We start from the raw sequence: 19,865 nt of genomic DNA, 5'->3' as shown, positions 1-19,865 counted from the left end.
TTTATGGTTTTAAGAATTCGATCTCAAATTTGGACAACCAGGTCGTTGCATCCAGTCCCCAATCTGGTTTTATTGGGATTTTTAACCAATACAGCAATTGCGAAGCAACATCAATATTCTGAAAAAGTACCGCATTTGGATCTATGTTGGCATAACTTGCTGGCACAGCCGCCCCTAAAAGCGCCCAGTTATAATTACCTGAGACCTTGAAATTTGCCGCATTCGCCACGGTTGCCTTATTCAAAAAGATATTGCCCCCTCCTTCATTTGCAGGCCAATAGCCAATCAGATTACTATAATTAGGATCTGTAACAGGGACATCAGCAACCGCTACATTGTTTTTTATGGCATCATCTGATAAAACTTTGTTCCATATTTTTACATCAGCCATATGCATATCAACATAACCACCTGAGAATACACTAGGTTGGTACCCCATAACCACCGGCGAAGGTGAGGTCACGAGGTTGGTACCTGCATTGCTAATGATGCCTTCTGCCACTGCTTTACTTCCATCTACGAAAAAATTGACTTTATAATCAGCTCCAACACGGGCTATGGTCCCTGTAATGGTATGCCATTTCCCATCTGTACCTACTGTCGGCGCAGTTATTTGTTGATTAGCGGCCCCATTTGCAACATAAAAAGTAACCCCGTTATTATTTCTAAAAAAGGACCAACCAGCAATACTGCCGGTACGGTCATTTGTTTTACTTAAGAAAGGAGGAACGTTATAAGAATAATTTCCACTCGCATTTTTATTAAACAATACTTTAGCTTCGATTGTCATTGAGCCACTTCCCGGATTGTAGATCCCAGCAGGGTCATCCGCAGTGGCCCTTACCACACCACCTGCAGCAACAATAGCAGGATCATCTCCTTTTCCGTACAGTCTCACCGAGTAAAATGGCTTAACATTCATTTCAAAGGGTTTGAAAGCAGGATTATAATAAATGCTAAAAATATTACGCTCAACTGAAGAGTTTCCTCCAAATGATTTACCTATACCACCGTGATTGGACGTCACAATAACCAACCAGTCTTCTTTTCCGAAATTTTTACGCTTTTTTAAAGACTCCATGATCTCACCGAGATATCCGTCTGTTTTTACAATCGCAGCTTTATATTCCGGCACATCAGCAGAAAAACCAAATCCTGTTCCTGCCATTTCCACTTCTTTAAAATTTGCAATTACAACACTGGGATCTTCGGCTTGCAAAACCTTTAATGTGGAGTCTTTTGTTGCCGCATCGTTTGAACTGAGAATCCTATGGTCTGCCTCTATAAAGTATTTATTTAATGCGGCATCAGAAGTAAGGGTAACCGTTTTAAACTCCGGTTTTATATCAAGAATTCTAGATAAAAAACTTGGATAATATTTAGGCGCAGCATGTTCATCCGGTCCCGGAGCCGGCTTGTAACTATCGTCTATTATACCATGCTTGGACATAGAAACTCCCGTCATCATACTTACCCATGTTGCGCTGGCATTAGTTTTCGCCTCGCTAACTGCACTAAAACTATATTTACTGGTTTTAAGCATTGCAGCGATTGTAACGGGATTGACTTTTTTAACCTCTGCCCCAACTGCCCCATCAATGCTAACAATCAGAACCCTCCTCGACGGCTTTACCACCACCTCACCATATTCTTCAAAATAAGGTGCCGGATTCGCATATTTCTTACAGGCACTGATAGTGGTACCAAGAAGCAACACCATCCCACAGAAAGCCAGTACCTTGTTTGTATTTTTATATCTCCTCATTATCTTATTTTCAATCATGAACACTTAATTAATAAAACCTACTTCTGACATGGCGACATTCGCTCCTGTAGACCACATGTCTTTAATCACAAAGCGATAGAACCGTGCTTTCTGAGCCTCCGGAAAATTGAAATTATGTCTTTCAAAAGCGTTTGCAATCACTGTTGTACCCACCAGTGTGTAGGTAATGTTATCCTGGCTCACAAACACATCTGTTGTTTTTGGCCTTTGAGCCGTAGAATTTCTCGGAAAAAAGTACATCCCTTTTGCTGCCGTCTGTTTTTTGGTATCAATAGTCACTGTATATGGCTTCAGTTGTGCTGCAGCCGGTGCAGGACTATATTGAGAATGCCAGTAAGTTGTGTTATTTCCATCAAACATCGCCGCTATAGAACCTTCATTACTTTGGGTAGAACTCGCGGTATAAGTTGGAACAATAGCCGCTGTTCCTCCGGTCTGGGTCAGAGGATTATAAGTCCAGATCTGCGTTGTTAATTCGGGATACAACGTAGCCATCTTCGTTCTCGACTGGATACTGATTTTGATGTTATAAGCATCGAAAAAAGTCTGCAGGTCTTTTTGAGCAAACGCAGAAAACTGTTCATACACAAAATCCTGACGGTCCTGATCATTCACAGAATAACGTTCTGCATCCCTTGCCTCGGTATACAGGCGGGTCATTGCACCATACCCCAACTTCTCAAATACCTGAACAAAAGGTAGAATTTTGAAAAAAGGATCGGCATTGGTATTAAAATTCTTTGCTGCATCAGGGGTAGAGCTTACCGCAGCCCAGGCTAAAGCAAGAGGAAACTGTGTTTTTAAAGCATCATGTTTTGCAACAGTTCCGTTTCTCCTGGCGCCTTTGAATACAAACAGGTTATTGGTCGTTTCTCCTAAACCTCCCCAGCTCCACATTGCATTTTGCTGGCAATTGTGTCCAATCTCATGATAATAACCCCAGTTACCTCCGTTTTTTAATTCCGCAAGGGTGGTAAACTCCGTAAACCAGTTGTCATCAAGCTGCGCAACTACAGGATAATTAGAGTGTGCATAACCTAAAGAAGGCTGAATGTCAAGAACCACCCGCCAAGGCATCTGGGGACTCCTGTGTTTCATCTTCGGACTATTGTCAGATAAACCCATCCATTCGTTATAATCTTTCTCCATAACCACATCCCACTCTGTCATTAATGCAGTAGGGTTCAGCAGCGGAAAGCGTAGAAATGACTCTCTTGGCAAAGTAAAGATCACATGTTTACCACGCAACTCCAGCCATGGAACTGAAGAGGCCTTCACCATCCCCATAAACTGAGCATCTGTGGTTTCTCCTAAAACAAAGTCAGGAGCTTTAATAACCCCGGTAAAACTCAATTCAACTGGCTGGGCAATTGCTACAGACGCATTAATATAAACCGTTCCCCCATAAAGGTTCCGGACATAGTTCACTCCCGGAAACAATTGCTTCTTGGTCGTGATTAAAGGATCTCTTTTTAAAGGTGATTTAGAGGACAAATCATCTGTGTGTGCCCCTACCTGAACGTTCAGTCCCAAGGCTCCTTCAGGAACCACTATTTTAATCAGCTCTCCCGCAGGTGCCCAAAAACCAGTGCTAAACTGTGGCAAAGGAACAATAGACATGCGTAAATCCGTCGCGGACACCAAAGTGAAGTTGAAGTTCATCGTCAGCTTTGCATCTTTTAACCGAACTTCCTGCGCTTCTGCCATTCCAGGAAAAATTCTTGCCCGGGAATACAAACTACGGTCAATTCTGGACATAGCAGTATCAATCTTGATTTCTGTTGGCGGATTGTCATTTGGCTTATTTGTGCCATCTTCAAAATTATAGCCATACTTTTTACAGGAGACAAAGCTCAGTAAAAAAGCAAAACAGCTGATTTTGAACAATAAATTATAGCTTTTCATATTAAAGTTAATAAGGAAGTTTAACATCGTTAAAAGTTGTTTTCCATAGTTTTCCTTCCAAACCAAGGCTTGCCGGAGTAGGAATACCCATCCATTGATAAATCTGATAAGGAATATCTACACCATTTGGAACAATCTGGAAGAAAGCATTAGAGATTGGTGCGTCTATAAACGGGCTAAAATCATTAAAATTGGACCAGACTGCATTTCCTTTCATGCTAAAGTCTTTACCTTGTCCTAATGGGGCTTTATTCTTCATCAGCGTTCCTGTACCTTCATTTAAAGGCCAGTAACCAATCAGGTTGTTATAATAAGGGTGACTAGGCTCCACGGTTGTTTTCCGGGCGTATGCAGTAATCACTTCATCTGGAATGGCCACATTGTACATCTGTACATCACTATACAGTACATCAATAGTGCCACCGGAACCCGCAGTATATCCAAGGGTTAATGGCGCAGGAGAATCCTGATTTCCAAACGCAGTGATGTCTAAAGGAGCTCCCTGCAATACGCCATCCGTAAAAATCTTAGCCCTGCGACTGGATCCGTCTTTATAGAATTTCGCAGTTAGTGTATGCCATAATCCATCTCTGATCTTTCCACCATTCCTTTGCGTATTTCCTCCGCCTACACGTCCAAGATTAAGCTGCCACACATCTCCCTCCAGAAAAAACACCCAGCCCACAACACCGCTGGTAAAACTCTGTCTTTTACCAACAATAGTAGGGTAGTTACTTGCACCACTGTTTATTTTAACTTTCAGCTCGAAGGTATAGTCTCCGTTTGCTCCGATATTATACAGTCCGCCATCATTACCCATTGTGGCATTCCCCGCAGCGGCATCACTTCCTGCCAAACGCGGCCCGATCCCGGTAAAAGGGATTTTATCCGAATCTGGCTTTGGGATAAAACTCGTGGTATACCTTGGGTTATAAAACACCACAAAACTATTGCGGCTGGCATCTGCATAGATTGTTTTATCTGTACTGCCAGGTTCAGGAGGCATCATGCCACCTTTATTAGAAGCGATAACAACCAGCCAATTCTCATCAGCAAAGGTTTTTCTTTGGGAAAGCGCATTCACAATCTCTCCTACATAAGTGTCCAGCTTGAATATCGCATTGGCATAAGAAGGAGTCATATCGCTATACCCCGACTGCTGACCAGCTGCCTCTGCAGAATGAAACTGTCCCACAACAACTGTCGCATCCGGATTTTTCAATTCATTAATCACACCGTCTTTGACGCCCAGGTCATTTCCTTCCAGTGTTTTAATTTCTGTTGCGTCTGCGGCCAGATTAACCGAAAAGGTAGTCGAAGCACTAATCGCTACCGTTCTTGTTTTCCCCTTACTCTCTTGCTTGATTCTGGAAAATAAAGTTGGATATTGATTGAATTTATTTCCTGCGAAATCTTCGGTAACCACCCCATGTTTAGACCGGGTAACTCCGGTAAGCATATTTGCCCAGGCACCCGCATTCGTTATTCCTGTTCCATCATAATCTGAAAGCCCGTCAAATGCATAAATTGATTTTTTATAAATCTGCGTCAGATTTGGCGCTTCAAGTGCTTTCAATGCCTTTCCCCTTACCCCATCTAAAATCAGGTACAATACTTTCGCTTTTTTTGGAGTAACACCAAGTGTATCATTTTTAAACTCTTTCTGTAAAGTATTTGGGAAATCTTTATTACAAGAAGAACCTGCCATTAAAATGACGATCCCCGCCACAAAAGAGAGCCATCTTTTCCACCAGCCTCCGACAGTATATTTTTCCATTCCGTTCATATCATTTATAATTTATAAGATCCTGCTATTATTTTATTTCCACACGAAGGACATTGCCAACCCTTTTATTATCAAACTTGCTGATGAAACCACTCAGGATTACTGCGGGATTTCCCAGAGAAGAACTGGTTTCAATTACCTTAGAGATATACCCTTCAAAAGCTCCGCTATTGTTATATCCCGGTGCCAGTGAACCATTCTGATTCAGGATCATGAAGCCTTGTCTGACTACATTATTGTACCTGCTAAAACCTCCGGAAAGAATGATTTTACCGCTGCTCAGCTGATGAGCAAAAGTGACAATCCCTCCCGAAATGGTTCCCAGCTTAAATGAATTGTCCGTACTCCCGTCTTCATTTAGCATGACTACTCCATTGGCAGCAGTCCCGTTAAAGTTCTTAAACAGACCGGTCAGCATGATTTTACGTTTGGTTTCATTGTAAGTAACAGAGGTAACGATGTTATCTGCCCCGGAGCCGGTATTAAATGTATCGTCACGGCTACCATCCAGATTTATTCTTGCAATACGATTAACGGGTTTACCATTAAAAGAGGTGAAATCTCCGGTAATCACGATTTTACCATCCTGTTGCATAAAAGCACCTTCCACAGAACCATTAAGACCTTCGTAACCCTGTCTTGTTGCCGGATTAAAATTAAAAGTAGAATCCATCGAACCGTCTTCCTTCATCCGGACAATCTGGTTCATCGTCGTGATATCAATTCTTTTGGAATCACGGGTCGAACGTTCATAGAAATAACGATAGTACCTGGTGAAATTTCCAACTACAGTGATCTTATTGTCCCTTACAAAAGTTTTGCGGATCAGTCCGTTAACGCCCCCGTTAAATGTAGAAACAGTATCGAATCCCATCTGAGGCTTCTCAGGTGTTAAGTTAATGAGCTGAACTCTTGTTGAATCCAAGGAGCCATCACTATTCAACCTGGCAATGCTACTGATTCCCAACCTCCTGTTATAGCTGTTAAACAGGCCGGCAACGATGAACTGACCTCCTGAAAGTTGATTTGCTGAAAACAGTACTCCCGAAACTCCTTTTCCGGAATTAAGAGACTGAAACTCCCCCTGACTGTTCATCATGGCAATGGCGTTCACCGGCTTTAATGCAGCTTTACTATCAAAATCAGAAAATCCGCCAACCATCAGGTAACCATTATTGGCCGGGATCATATCGAGAATACTTCCATTGGAACCACTAACCACTTTAAATGACGCATCCAGACTTACCTTTCCTTCTATACCGAAGGATGGCCCAAAGAAAGTTTGTCCTTCAGCAATCACCGTGATTCCTCCGGTACTGGCATTAAGTGGGATCTTTACTTTTACGGTACTATCCGTTAAGGTCAGTACTTCAGCTTCTGTTTCATTAATCAGCACTTTAAACTTCCCTTCAAAAGGTCTCAGCCCTCTGATTTTAAAAGTAGCCTCTTCTCCCTGAATCCCTACCTCAGGGTCCGCAGCCTCGTTGGCAAATTTTATTCCCAATGGCTGTTTCCCTCCATCATAGGGATCCTCCCCGATAACAGTACTCTTTTTACAAGAAAAAACAGTTAAGGAAACCAACAGGATGAATACGCTGAAAGGCACCAACCTAAATCTTTTTTTATGAATTGATATCATCATTATTTCTTTTAATATTCCTTTCTAATTAATCCCGTTTATTTTTTTGGAGAAATTCCATTTGAAATTGCCAATAGCACAAATGAATTAGCATCAAATCCAAAATATTGAGGATACCAAAAACTTGCAATATCCCCGCTTGTTAGTTTTACTTGTCCTACACAGTTAATGTTCAATGCATGGATGATACCGTTTGTAGGTGCAATGTCTGAACTGGCTACCTGCGCGTAATTCAACCGCGTACTTGGCTTAGACATATCCGGGATATAAGACAAAACCAATTGCCGGTATCCGGCATACTTTACTCCGGCAGCGTCATTATGGACCACACCGATATTCATTGTTCTGTTCTGACTCTCCTCCAGATTCCCATATCCTCTGTAACCCTGTCCCGGAAAAGCAATGATCGAGGTCGTATCGATCTGCGGATAATCCTTTAAGCGATATGTTCCTTTAAAAGTATATAGCGCAAGCATTTCACGCCAGACTTCAGGTTTAACCTGCTCTAGTTGAGAGACGGTATCCCTTCCATTATCTCTTAAATAGTCATTCAACTTCAGGACAGACTTATGAACCAGAGAACTTGGTGGGGCAAAAAAAGTCAGATTTTCTTTTGCATAGACCTCATTCATTCCGGCAATGTTGATGATTCTTACCAAAGAATCGAAATGGCCGGGTTTTGATTTCAGGTAATCAAGGATTGATCCCCGGAATTCTGCTTTATGAACACCGGTGTCATAAAAATATTTGTCTTTATTACAGGCCGCCAGCATCAACAAGATGGGCAACAAAAGCAATACGGGGGTTTTTAATATTTTAAACATGTCTTTTCTGTTATTTAGCGAAATCATCCATTTTCTTATTTCCAAAAGTCAGTTAACTGCATATAAGGATTATTGGTCATTGCGGCGGCAAAAATCGGCCATGTCCAGGCACGTTGATTAAAGTCTCCTACAGACATAGGGTGAGTATTGAATTTGTCATTCAGGATTCTTTTAGTCCTTACCAGGTCATTGTAAAAATGGCCCTCCCCAATCAGCTCGCGACAACGTTCCATAAAAATGTCATCTTTCAAATCTGAGCCTACTGTAGTAATAGGTAAGGCACCTGCTCTTTCCCTGATCAGATTTACCAAACGCTGGGCTTCTCCATCCTCTCCAAGCTCAGCTGACGCTTCCGCTGCCAATAAGATGGCGTCTGAATAACGGAATACGATGATGTTGTCATCATTTCTCACGTCTACTCCTTCTCCCCCATATACATTGATGAATTTCAAAAACTGAAACTTGGCCCCTCCAACATAAGGTTGATCAAACCAGATGGTTAACCTTTTATCTGCGGCTCCCTGAGGGAATAATGTTTGCATATATTTTGTCTCATACCAGGCAGTACTTGTCGTCGTCGTTGCTCTTCCACGGTAAGGATAATAGGTCATAAGGTTGGCAAGATTAGAGCGAACATCAAAAAATTCCCCATAGTTCGAATTTTGAAGAACCTCAAAAAGCCCTTCTTTGGTCCTCCCTTTAAAAATTTCTTTCGTTCTTTCCAGAGGCAGCAACCCATAATTGCCCTGATTATCCATCAACTCGGCTCCCAGGGTTTTCACAGTAGTGTAGTATTTTGAAGAATTTCCCTGGTCAAATCCTGCAACCCACATATTCAGGTGCATCAACAGCGCCAATGTCCCTCCACGCGTAGCTCTGATGCCTACAATAGACGGATCACCATAATTCCATGGTAAATCTTCCTTAATAACATTCAGATCTGCGATACACTTGTTCAACACTTCCAGCATTGGCGTTCTTGGCAATGGATCAGTATTATAGGCTTTGGTATAATAAGGCACATCACCATATAACCTCACCATAAAGAAGTAAGCAAGGTTTCTCAGAAAAACAGCTTCCGCACGGTAACGCTTTCTGTCTTCAGGAGAAAAAGCGGGATCAGGGATCTTATCTACCTGTACGTACAAAATATTTGCAGCCTGGATAATATCATAGAAACCTTTCCAATCGCTGAGGTTATAGTACCGGTAACCTTCACCCTGAGAACCGGTATTGTTCCAGTCTGTGGTTTTCTGCAAACCTTTGATGTCATTATTGACCAACAGGCTAATGTGTGTTTTTGTGCTGGAAATGGCATTGGAACGCAGGTCGAAAGTCAGGTAAAATGCTCTGGCATCCGGTCCGGCAACTTTCTCCCGGAACTGTCTGTACATTCCCGATGTATAAGCTTCTACATCTTTTTTATTTTGCCAGTAATTATTCCCGGTAAGGTTATCTACCGGAACAACATTTAAAAATTTCTTACAGCCCGAAAATAAGGTTGAACTGCAACAAAGAATGGTCATTATATATATTAAACGTTTCATCTTAATGCGATTTAATTTTAGAACTGAACATTTAAACCAAAGGTGTAGGAGCGGCTATTTGGATAGCCTTCCGATTTATCTCTGCCTAAAGCATCTACACTTTCCGGGTTTGGTCCTGTATAATTGGTAAATGTGTAAAGGTTTCTTCCTGTCAGATAAATGCGTAGTCCGGTGATTCCGATTCGTTTTGTGAGCTGACGATCAAAGGTATAACCAAGGGTAACGTCGTTGATTTTCAAATAGGAACCATCCTCCTGGAAGAGTGTCTGATCAAAGCGGAAAGGCTTGATCACCCGTTGGCGGGTAAAATCATACGGATTCGGATACTGCGCAACATCTCCGGAAGTTTCCCAGAATTTATAGCGGTCCAGAGGAACTAATGAGCCAGGGACATTTGGCCTTCCAAAATTCTGAAAGCGTTCTGCAACAGCATTGTTAAGGATGTCTCTTTTCATCGTAAAGGAAAGATTGAAATTCAGGCTAAACTGTTTATAGATCATCGAAGAGTTTATCCCTCCCGTAATTGCCGGCTGAGCATTACCCACGCTGACATAATCCCTTTCATCCAGTATGTAATCTCCATTCAGATCGGTCCATCTTGGATCTCCTGCCTGAAAGTAAGTCACATCACCACCTGTTCCGGTGCGATATCTTAACCCAGTCATAGGATCTACAGGAACGTCTTCATTCGTAGAAAAAATTCCATTGGTATTCAGCAATACATTAGAAAGTGTATTTCTGCCCAGGCGATACAGGATATTCTGACCGGTATTGACATCTTTAAACATTAGTTGTCTTGCTCCATCCGGCAGACGGGTCAAGACTTCCTTTCTGTAATCTCCATTTACCATCAGGGTCCAGTTCAACTTGCTCTTTTCAGGTAAAGGCTTGAATGAAACGGCAATTTCGTATCCCCTGGTCATGAAGCTGATTTCATTCGTAGAGATTTTCTCAAATGAGTTGATGTTTGGAAGATCTTTTGCTTTTAGCTCGTTATCTACATACTTCCAATAGGTATCAAACGTAACGTTAACCTTATTTTGCAGTACTCCAAAGTCAAATCCAAAGTTTAACTGCGTTGTTGTTTTAGGACTTAATGCTGTATTGGGAACGGTCCTCAAATCCAGGTTTACAGTTGGATTGTTATTATAACGGGCGCCGGACAGATAACGGCCATACACATCATAAATCGTTCCTGTAGGAACAATGTTTCTTCCATAACTTCCTCTTAGGGAACCGAAATCCAGCCAGCTGATGGTAGATAGAAAATCTTCTTTGTTAAAGTTCCACCTCAATCCTACAGAGGGGTTTTTTGAATAACCTGCATCAGGACCATTTGTAGATGTTCCATCCAGACGGTAAGTTAAATCCAGGACGTACTTCTGCATATAATTATAGGAGAAGGCACCGGCAAACGCAAGTGAACGCCGATCTGAAAAATTATCTAAAGTCCCTCCCGGTGAAAATGGATAAGCATATCCCATCGTAGGGCCATGGATGTAATCATTCACGGTATTCCTGTTCAGCATGGCATCAGCTTTAAAGGTGGTAGTGGTTAGCTCGTTGAAAACGTTGGCACTAAAGTTATGTTTCTCCCCTAGTGAGAGGACATATGCAAGGGTACTTCTACTATATAAAGCGATTTGCTTATCATTATACAGGTAAAGTTCACCCGCATTATTATTAATCGCTGCCGGTATAAAATTATCTTCCGTACCGGAATTATAGGTATAACTAAAATTAGTTGATGCAGCAAGGCCTTTTAAGAATTCATAACGAAGATCTACGTTGGCCGCAATCTTGACGGTCTTATTATCATTTTGGGTCTGCATCGCACTGAGCACAGAATTCACTGCAGTGTACTGGGAGGGTGCCGGCAGTAATGAGGTTTGGGCCCCTCCTTTTGCTGCATCTCCCTGTAGCAAACTATTTCCACTCCCCTTGCTGTTTTTTGCCAATGCGTTGGCAATACTGGCAAACAACCTGAATTTGGGACTTGGCTGATACTGCATGTTCATGTTTAAACTGAACCGGCTGAGCCCGGTGTTTTCGACAATTCCCTTCTCATCATAATAACCTGTATTCACTTTATAGTTGAAAGTATTATCCCCCCCGGAGATATCTACGTTTTGAGAATGATTGTAAGTTCTGCGATAAAAATAGGATTGCCAGTTGGTCGAGTTATTATAGTAAGCATTTAAACTGTCTGACAAAAAAGGGTTTCTGTTGATCATATCTATACCATGGTAATAACTGGTATCGTTGCCCATGATTTGATTAATCCTCATCCTCCGTTCATCCATACCTCCGATCACATCCCTCAATTTTGGAATGGCATTCATAAAGTAATTCGAAGTGTACTTAATGATCGGAACTTTTGAATTTCCTCTTTTTGTAGTAACGAGGATAACTCCATAAGCACCACGGGAACCATAAAGAGAAGTAGCCTGGGCATCTTTCAGGATTTCGATCCTTTCTACATCTTCTGCAGGGATAAGGGACAATGGACTTATTCCGGGCCCACCCTGCTGAAAACCATAATCAAAATTATTCGCATCTTCGATGGGCACCCCATCCACCACAAACAAAGGAGAGGTCGGAGTCAGAAAAGCACTACCTCCTGATTCTGAGATATTGATACTGGATAATCCACGCAGGTTAATCGATCCACGCATCCCGGGTGAACCATTGTTATTCTGAACATTCAAGCCCGGCACTTTACCCTGAATCAGTTCCATAAGGTTCGCTACGGGTACATCCTGAATCATCTTAGCGGTAATCACTACACTTGACCCGGTACTGGTTTCCTTTGTTTTGGTCTGATAACCAATAATAACGGTTTCCTTTAGTGCATTTTGTTCCTCTGCCAGATAAACGGTTATTTTTGATTTGCCATCTGCCTTCCTTCTCGCAGTAGTGTAGCCGATATATTTAAAGAACAACTCCGAATTTTCTGCTACACTTACAGAAAATTCGCCTTTTTCGTTCGTCACTCCCACACTTGTTAAAGGACTTCCTGCCTGGACATTAACTCCTGGAATCCCCACCTTATCGGCCTTGTCAAGAACAGTTCCCTGAATGACCACTTTCTTCTGCTGCGCAAATACCTCTTTATTAAAGCCGCATAGCAGGAGTAAAGAAAATACTATAATTAGATACCTCATGTCTGATATAAATTAAAAACGATATACTTTGTTAGTCATTGGTGAATTTTGGAGACTCGCGGGTAAACCTGAAGGTGACCTCCCAATCCCCCTTCTCATAAATGTTGAAGTCAAACCCGATAGCAGCCTGGATCAACTGATTTCCAAAACCTTGTCTTTCGTATCTGAATACAGCCCTTGCCTGTGTGCCACCAGGGTTGGTATAGATGGTAGGGAAAGCAATCGCCGGAATTGGATAGGGAACATCATATTTCACCGACTCATTGGTTTTGACCATGTTAAAGCCATGCACCAGACTCTCCCATTTCGTTTTGGAGAATTTATTCGGATCGATAGGTTTATATAGTGAGTCTACGAATTTGAAGGAAAGTGACTTCCCGCTGGTATTTATCTTTTTAAAATAAACATCAATATCACCAGGACCGATAAAACTGGAAGTCCGCTCACCACTGAGTCCCTGAGTAAATGAAGGATGAACTGCAACAGACTGAGCCTGGCCGGTAATCGGATCAAGATTGGAGGGTTCATACGCCCTTTCCCTATATGGGATTAATTTAAAATCCCTGAAATATCTCCTTCCTCCGGAGTTAGAGACTTCCACGTCAAATACATAACCTGAATCAGGTCTCGATTTGATAAAAGAAGAGCTGGAATTCGCCCACATCAGAAATTGCCCTGAATGTTCCCTGATCTCAAACAATGGATGGTTTTCAATGGCACGTTTTGCTTCAATCTCTTCCAGAGATTTTTCATCCCCCATATAAGGTTTTCTCCATACAGAAACCGGGAAATTTTCTGTCAGCTCAGGGGCGGCTGAACCATCCCTTTTACGCAAATTGATGATTTTAAAAGATAAGGGAAGACCAGATCCTTGTCCAGAATTGAAATTATTCGTAAAAAGTGTGTTTCTTCCCAATACCGGACTATAAGTAAAGGTGGTAAAAACTGCATCCGCCCCCAGTGGTAAACGATCATCAGGAAGATTCTTTTTACAGGCGGCAGTCATCATTACTGCCAATCCCATGAAGAGCATATAGAGTGATGCTAATGAGTATTTATGATTCATATCTTATCGCCTTATTTGTTTATTCTTGTTGTAAAATCATTGAAACCAAACTCATGTCCCGGTGCTACGACATGGATAATGGAGTTATGGGTAGCAATATTGACCGCATTAGTTGGGCTGCGTTGCCAGAATTTCACGAAGATGGAGTTCCTGGGATCGCTGTAGGTCAGAATCTGAGGTCCGCCATTCACCAAGCCTGAAGCACTTGCTTTCGTGTACAAAATGTGCATGGGATATCCGAATTTCAGGCTCTTCACGAAAGCACCATCAGAATAATTCTGGAAATCCTCAGACCTGAATTTCTCCCTGACCAGGTATTTACACATCATCGTGTCCAATTGTGCCAGATCTGCTTCAGCAAGGCTGATTGGCTTTTTATTTTGTGCCTTCCTTGTCGTATTGAGATTTTTAACCGCTGTTTCGAAGCTTTTGTTCGTCACGGCAAATACCGTCAGATTTTTTGTCTTTAGTGAGTCTTCCAGGTGAGGCAAGCGTTTCAGAACAACCAGCATAGAATCATAAATCCCGTTTTGTGCCTGTAGGTAACTTAATGCATTACCATCAAATTCCTGAATCTTATTCTCATATTCATAATAGGTTTTATCGGTCTTTTTACAACCCTGAAGGATCATAAAAAGAGCAATAGCCATTACTCCAGGCAAGAAAAAAAGATGTTTTATATTTTTCATCATTATTTTTTTAAGTGGTGATCAGCTTAGTTCCAGTAGCTATTCTGAACAATTAATTTGTTCGCATTTAAAACATCTCTTGAAATAGGCCAGTAAATGCCATTTTCATCAAGTAACCTATTGAATGCCGGATTATTCCTTTTGATTCTGTTGTAGCGCACCAGGTCATACCAGCGCCATCCCTCTCCCATCAATTCCCTTCTGCGTTCTGCAAAAATGGCATCGATCACGTCTGCGTTAGAGGTGTTGGAGAAACCGGTAGCACCACGTCTGGATGAGGCCGTATTTAAGGCATCAATGGCTTCATTACGCGCCCCCAGAACGGCAAGTGCCTCAGCTCTTAACAAAGTGATTTCTTCCAGTCTGGTAAACAGCACAGCGGAACTGAATACGGCAAAAGTCCCGTCATTCCCCAGATCCCCGTTCTGTCTCACATTGATCTTTTTGAAAATCGGCATCTCGGTATTGTAGTTTAGAAAATAGTTGGTCCGGTAAAGCTTCGTAACCGTGTCCAATCCGAAACGCAAATCTTTTAAGTCTTTAAAAGCACTGCGAATGGTGTCTTTCGGGACGAACATGTCCGGAACCGGTTTTCTGATCAGTGGAGCGGCCAGGGTGAGTTGCTCAATATGTCCGTTTGCAGTGGCTTCACCATTTCCATATTCAAAAGCAAAACCAACGATCTGAACCCCTCTTTTAAACGCAAAAGGACTATAAAACCCATTTTCAGTCAGGTCATCCATAGAAATATACCTCGGCGAAGATTGTGAGCCGTCTTTCTGATAGTTGTCCATCACAAATTTGGTATAGACCTCCGTGTCTACATAGCGTCCCTGCCATGCAGACAGATGAGACAAAATAGAATAGGCAGAGATTTTAGTCAGTAAAACCCCATTCCAGGAATCACGGTTTCTACCATAATAATCTCCCGGAAGCTGAGGATCATTTAAACCATAATAGATAGGCAATACTTTTGCAGCTGCCAGTAACTCTGCTTCTGCGAATGCAAGTACTTTTTTCTGATCAGTCTTCGCATGCTCCTCAAATTGGCCGTCATGCGAAGAAGTGATCAATGGTACATCCCCCCAGATGCGTACCATATAAAAATAAGCAAAAGCCCTGAGTGCTCTTGCCTGAGCAATATCAACATCATTGTTGACTTTTGTATAACGCTTGTCTTTTGCCAGAATCTCACCAGATCGCTCAATGAATAAACTGGTTGAATTGATCACAGAATAAAATCTGCGCCAGTTGGTGATCTCATTCATGATGGGATAAGAAGCTTTCAAATCCCCTCTGATGATCGCTTTCAGATCTGATCTGCTCGTGGCCTGAAAATCCCCTAATCTTAATTCCCCCATCAGCCAATGGGTATTGTTACTTGCCATAGCTGTACGCATGAGTGCATACATGCCCAACAAACCCGATAAACCATCCTCAAGGGTTGTCCACTGCGTCTTTTCAGTAGACAACCTTGTCGATTGAACGTCAAGTGCCTTTTTACAAGAAAAGTTCATGGAAATAACAGCAATTAATAATACAGTAATTACTGCTTTATTAAAAATCGTGTTCCTGTTTATAAAATATATCATCTTATTATTCTGTTTAAACTATAAATCAAACTTTATCCCCAGGGTGTAGGTCTTAGGAATAGCCATTCCATAACCATTGTACATTCCGGTATAATCGATCAACTCCGGATCACTTCCGGAAAAGGAGGTAATCGTTAGCAGGTTATTTGCAGTCACATAGACATAGATCCTTTTAAAATCAGCTTTCATTTTACTGAACAACCGTGTTTTAGAAAGGTCATAACCCAGAGAAACTGTTCTCAGTTTCACATAAGAAGCATTTTCCAGAAAGATATCCTGATCCACGCGATAAGGAATCACATCACTCCATGGATTATAAATCGGATAACTTTTCACCTTGCTGCTCGTTTGCCAGGAGTTCACCTCTCTGATAGAGCCAATATTATTGGAAGTCTCTCTATTGATAAAATCATAGCGGTTAGCATCGTACTGGTTCAGTGCTTTTTGCCCGATTGCGGCAAAAAGCTGAATGTTCAGATTAAATCCCGCATAGTTGAATTCATTTGACCATCCTCCTGTTATTTTAGGAAGGCGATTACCTTTCAATACTTTATCCGCATCGTTAATCACATAATCTCCATTCTGATCTTTCCAACTTGGATCACCTGCTTTTAAAGCATTTCCGTCGAAAGTAAGCGGTTTATTGGTCGCGGGATTAACAGGAATTTCGGCCGTAGAATTAAATATTCCATTGTTCTCATACAACCAGAAGGCATCAATTGCCTTACCTACCTTTAGTTTTCGGTCCCCGATGATCAACTCATCAAGGCCACCAGGCAGGGCTGTCAGTTTATTGCGGTTAAAGCTCAGGTTGATTCCTGAAGTCCAGCTTAAACCTTTGTTATTCTGAAGAACAGCGGCATTCAGGTTAAGCTCAATCCCGGTGTTGCTAACGTCCATTCCACTGGAATTGATGCTGGCATACCCGCTTTCTGTAACCAGTGGTAAATTCAGGACCATTCTTTTATCGTCTTTTTTATAAAAGGTTAATCCCGCATTCAGGCGCCCTTTTAAGAAAGCTGCATCAACACCAACATTCAGCTGATCAACATAAGGTAGTCCAATCCCATACCCTACCCATCCGGAGGTATAAGGTCTCATGATTCCCCCACGCCCACCATAAGTAGGTAAAGTAGGTTCCTCATTCCAGCCCATTTGCACACGGTACTGAGGCCCACCGGCAAAGCGGTCATCATTAAAGGGCTTCATCATCCGTGACCAGGAGGCTGTTAGGTTTAATGCATCAAAAAGGGTGTTTTCTTTGAGGAACTGACTTTTTAGGTTAAACTCTGCGCCAATAGCGGGGGTAATCATCCAACGGCTGTCGGGCTGACCATTAGAAGTTCCATCGTTTCTCAGGCTTCCTCTTAAAGTCAGAAGGTCTTTATACTTATATTTTACGCTTCCGTAAAAAGAAAGCAGTTTACTTTTTTCACGATCATTGAAACGGAAAATATAAAAACCCCCATAAGGAGATTCCAGATAATCATCATGATCTTTATTCCCGTCTACTTCATTGATCTTGATAAAATCACTTGGTCCGTTATAGGCTTTTGCATAGTTATACTTATAGGTATCATCTTGCAAAGACTGTCCAAGTTCAAAATCAAAATGATTATTTTTATTCAGATCCAGCGCATAAGTAAATGCATTGTTAAGAATCATACGCTGATTGAACCCAAAATAGTTGGACACATAATTATTGTCTTCCATTAAAGTTGAAGGATAAAAGACATCTCTTACACCCTCCATATAGTCAAAAAGCAGGCTTGTGGTGAAATTAACCTTATTCAACTTGATATTCATCGATACCGCTCCCTGTAAAAGGGTATTGGTATTGTCGTCGATCACCTTATCATACTCATTTAAGAAACTTTGATAAAGTCCTTTATTTGGTGCAAGGGGGGTACTGAAGTCAGTCAGATAGGTCGTTTCCCCGAAATGATCCCTCACACTCCGGTTTCTGTCCCGGTCTAACCTGGTTGCATTAATTTTGGTAGATAAGGTAAACCAGGTAAATGGGGCCATATTAATCTGAAATGCAGCAGTATATCTGTTCAATGCAGTTTGATCTGCATTTCCTGCACTACGGGTATTTCCTCCGAAAAACCGGAAATTGGCGCGTTCTGATCCACCAGTTAAACTCAAATCGATAGAATGGATCGGCGCTGTTTTAAAATAAAGGTCATTCCAGTTGGAGGGGCCATAATAATCGTTACTGGTAGAGTCCCTTAGGTAACTCGCATAATTCGCCCGATCGGCAGTAGTTGCATATTTCTGATAGAACGGCTGGCGGAACTTATTCTCAAATGCCCCGTTTACAGTATTGACATTAGTAGCCTGAACCATCCCAAAATAACTGTTGACACTAATTTGTCTGCTACCCGATTTTGCATTCTTCGTTGTGATCCAGATCGCACCATTTGCTGCATTGGGACCCAGTTTAGCTAAGGTCACCGGATCTTTAATCACCTCAATGGAATTGATGTTATTAATGTCAATAGCAGACAGAAGATTCGTTGCCGGACCAATGCGGTTGTAGTCGTATTTTTGTACTTCAAAGGCAAAGGGATTATCCTGTGCAAGAGGAATTCCATTTAAATAAACTACTGGTTGCACAGCATACACATCTTTACGACTAAAAATCGGAGCAGAAAGCCCCCTGATCAGCATGCTTTGCTCAGTTCCAGGCTCTCCTGTGATTTCCTGAACATATAATCCGCTGGTATTTCCCTTCAATATTTGTTGCAGGGAAAGATTAGGACTCAGGGCAGACATTTTAACGTTAACAGAGTCTCTCGTACCTTTTAATATGGCTATACTGCTGATTTTCTTGGATATCGCCATATCTATCTTCTTTAGCTCAACAGAGTCTTGGGGTACCGTATCCTGTCTTAAAAGAATACTGTGATAGTTCAGTGGAGCAGTATACGATTTTGCTTCTGCCTTTGATAAACAAAGCATAAAAAGCAAGACCGTATAAATCGTACTCGCAATAATTCGGACCATTTTCATTCGTATTAATTAATTATTAGATTGTTAGCTTAGATTGAGCCCGGGACATAGCATTCCCATGACGACAACTACTCGTAGTTGCGATTGGATTATTTAATTAAAAAACATGCAGATAGATACTAAACCACAGAAAATGCAGTTATATTTTTAGTACCTAAGAATGAATAATTGAATAACCTAATGGTTCTATGGATTGGAATATATTTTAATTCCTGATAGAACGATTGAGATCTGAATTTTGATAAAAAGTAGAGATTTTGGTCATGGTCGGTTTGTTTAGGTTGTTGGGTCGGTTATGGTTTAAAAGAGATTGCTCTCCTGGTCTATATTTGGTCGCTTTATCTTATTGTTGCAGAATAAATTACTCTGATGGTCGGTCAACAATGAAGATTGGTTCTAATTATTAAATCTAATTTAGGTCATTTCAATCAGCTCTTTATTTCAATTTATAGCGCAAACGTTTGATATCCCTGCAAGTATTCTTATGTATATTTTATTTCACAATAACTAAAATATTGTCACTTAATTACAGACAAAACATTAACCAAAAATCAACTATTGATTTAAAGCTGGGATTAACAGAATAGACAACAAGAATAAGACACGAACCTTGCTTTCTGCACTTATTCATCTGATCCGCTTCACTTGCCGGAACATCTGATTTAAGATCAGGCAAGCACAAACAAAAAACAAACCACAAAACACTGAAATACTGACACTTAACATACAAACATTTGTTTGAATAATCAGACCTTCCAGCTCCCTTTTCCCCCAGCCTCTAAAGGTTTTATGATATTATTTTCCTGCCAGACTCTTAAATTAAATTATGACGTTAAATCAACACAAACGTTT

Annotated in this window: 11 protein-coding genes; all 11 read right to left on the bottom strand. The window is 41.3% G+C overall.

All coding sequences use genetic code 11. The annotated features are described in order from the left end of the window. Position 1 precedes the first annotated feature (1 nt). The 11 genes from BUC20_RS32235 to BUC20_RS32185 are packed head-to-tail and all read right to left on the bottom strand — an operon-like array spanning position 2 to position 19,007. Positions 2–1,765, bottom strand: a complete 1,764-nt coding sequence (locus BUC20_RS32235; RefSeq protein WP_159441185.1) for an alkaline phosphatase family protein — start codon at positions 1,763–1,765, stop codon at positions 2–4. Between the two features lie 24 nt (positions 1,766–1,789). Further along, a complete protein-coding gene (locus BUC20_RS32230; RefSeq protein ID WP_159441184.1) occupies positions 1,790–3,691 on the bottom strand; it encodes a M60 family metallopeptidase in 1,902 nt (633 codons plus the stop codon). Between the two features lie 7 nt (positions 3,692–3,698). Further along, complete coding sequence (locus BUC20_RS32225; RefSeq protein ID WP_073238597.1) at positions 3,699–5,477, bottom strand: DUF4983 domain-containing protein; 1,779 nt, start codon at positions 5,475–5,477, stop codon at positions 3,699–3,701. A gap of 28 nt (positions 5,478–5,505) precedes the next feature. Continuing rightward, on the bottom strand, positions 5,506–7,119 hold the full coding sequence (locus tag BUC20_RS32220) for a DUF5008 domain-containing protein (protein ID WP_084529484.1): 1,614 nt from the start codon (positions 7,117–7,119) through the stop codon (positions 5,506–5,508). Positions 7,120–7,154: 35 nt separating this feature from the next. Then, positions 7,155–7,940 carry a hypothetical protein gene (locus tag BUC20_RS32215; protein ID WP_073238879.1) on the bottom strand — a complete coding sequence of 262 codons (786 nt, stop codon included), beginning with the start codon at positions 7,938–7,940 and terminating at the stop codon, positions 7,155–7,157. A 35-nt stretch (positions 7,941–7,975) separates the two neighbouring features. Further along, entirely contained in the window at positions 7,976–9,487 is a 1,512-nt protein-coding gene (locus BUC20_RS32210) for a RagB/SusD family nutrient uptake outer membrane protein (RefSeq protein WP_073238594.1), read from the bottom strand. A 17-nt stretch (positions 9,488–9,504) separates the two neighbouring features. Next, positions 9,505–12,651: a SusC/RagA family TonB-linked outer membrane protein gene (locus tag BUC20_RS32205; protein ID WP_073238591.1), complete on the bottom strand. Its 3,147-nt coding sequence runs from the start codon at positions 12,649–12,651 to the stop codon at positions 9,505–9,507. Positions 12,652–12,682: 31 nt separating this feature from the next. Next, on the bottom strand, positions 12,683–13,717 hold the full coding sequence (locus BUC20_RS32200) for a DUF5007 domain-containing protein (RefSeq protein ID WP_073238588.1): 1,035 nt from the start codon (positions 13,715–13,717) through the stop codon (positions 12,683–12,685). An 11-nt stretch (positions 13,718–13,728) separates the two neighbouring features. Beyond that, on the bottom strand, positions 13,729–14,409 hold the full coding sequence (locus BUC20_RS32195; RefSeq protein ID WP_084529480.1) for a fasciclin domain-containing protein: 681 nt from the start codon (positions 14,407–14,409) through the stop codon (positions 13,729–13,731). Between the two features lie 23 nt (positions 14,410–14,432). Continuing rightward, positions 14,433–15,998, bottom strand: coding sequence for a RagB/SusD family nutrient uptake outer membrane protein (locus BUC20_RS32190; protein WP_073238585.1), 1,566 nt, complete (start codon positions 15,996–15,998; stop codon positions 14,433–14,435). An 18-nt stretch (positions 15,999–16,016) separates the two neighbouring features. After that, positions 16,017–19,007 (bottom strand): SusC/RagA family TonB-linked outer membrane protein, encoded by a 2,991-nt coding sequence (locus BUC20_RS32185; protein WP_073238873.1) that lies wholly within the window; start codon positions 19,005–19,007, stop codon positions 16,017–16,019. Positions 19,008–19,865 lie beyond the last annotated feature (858 nt).

Origin of the sequence: Pedobacter caeni, from assembly GCF_900129215.1 — a bacterium.
Classification (GTDB): Bacteria; Bacteroidota; Bacteroidia; order Sphingobacteriales; family Sphingobacteriaceae; genus Pedobacter; species Pedobacter caeni.
The sequence above is the reverse complement of the archived record's forward strand: the minus strand, read 5'-3'. Positions and strand labels throughout refer to the sequence as shown.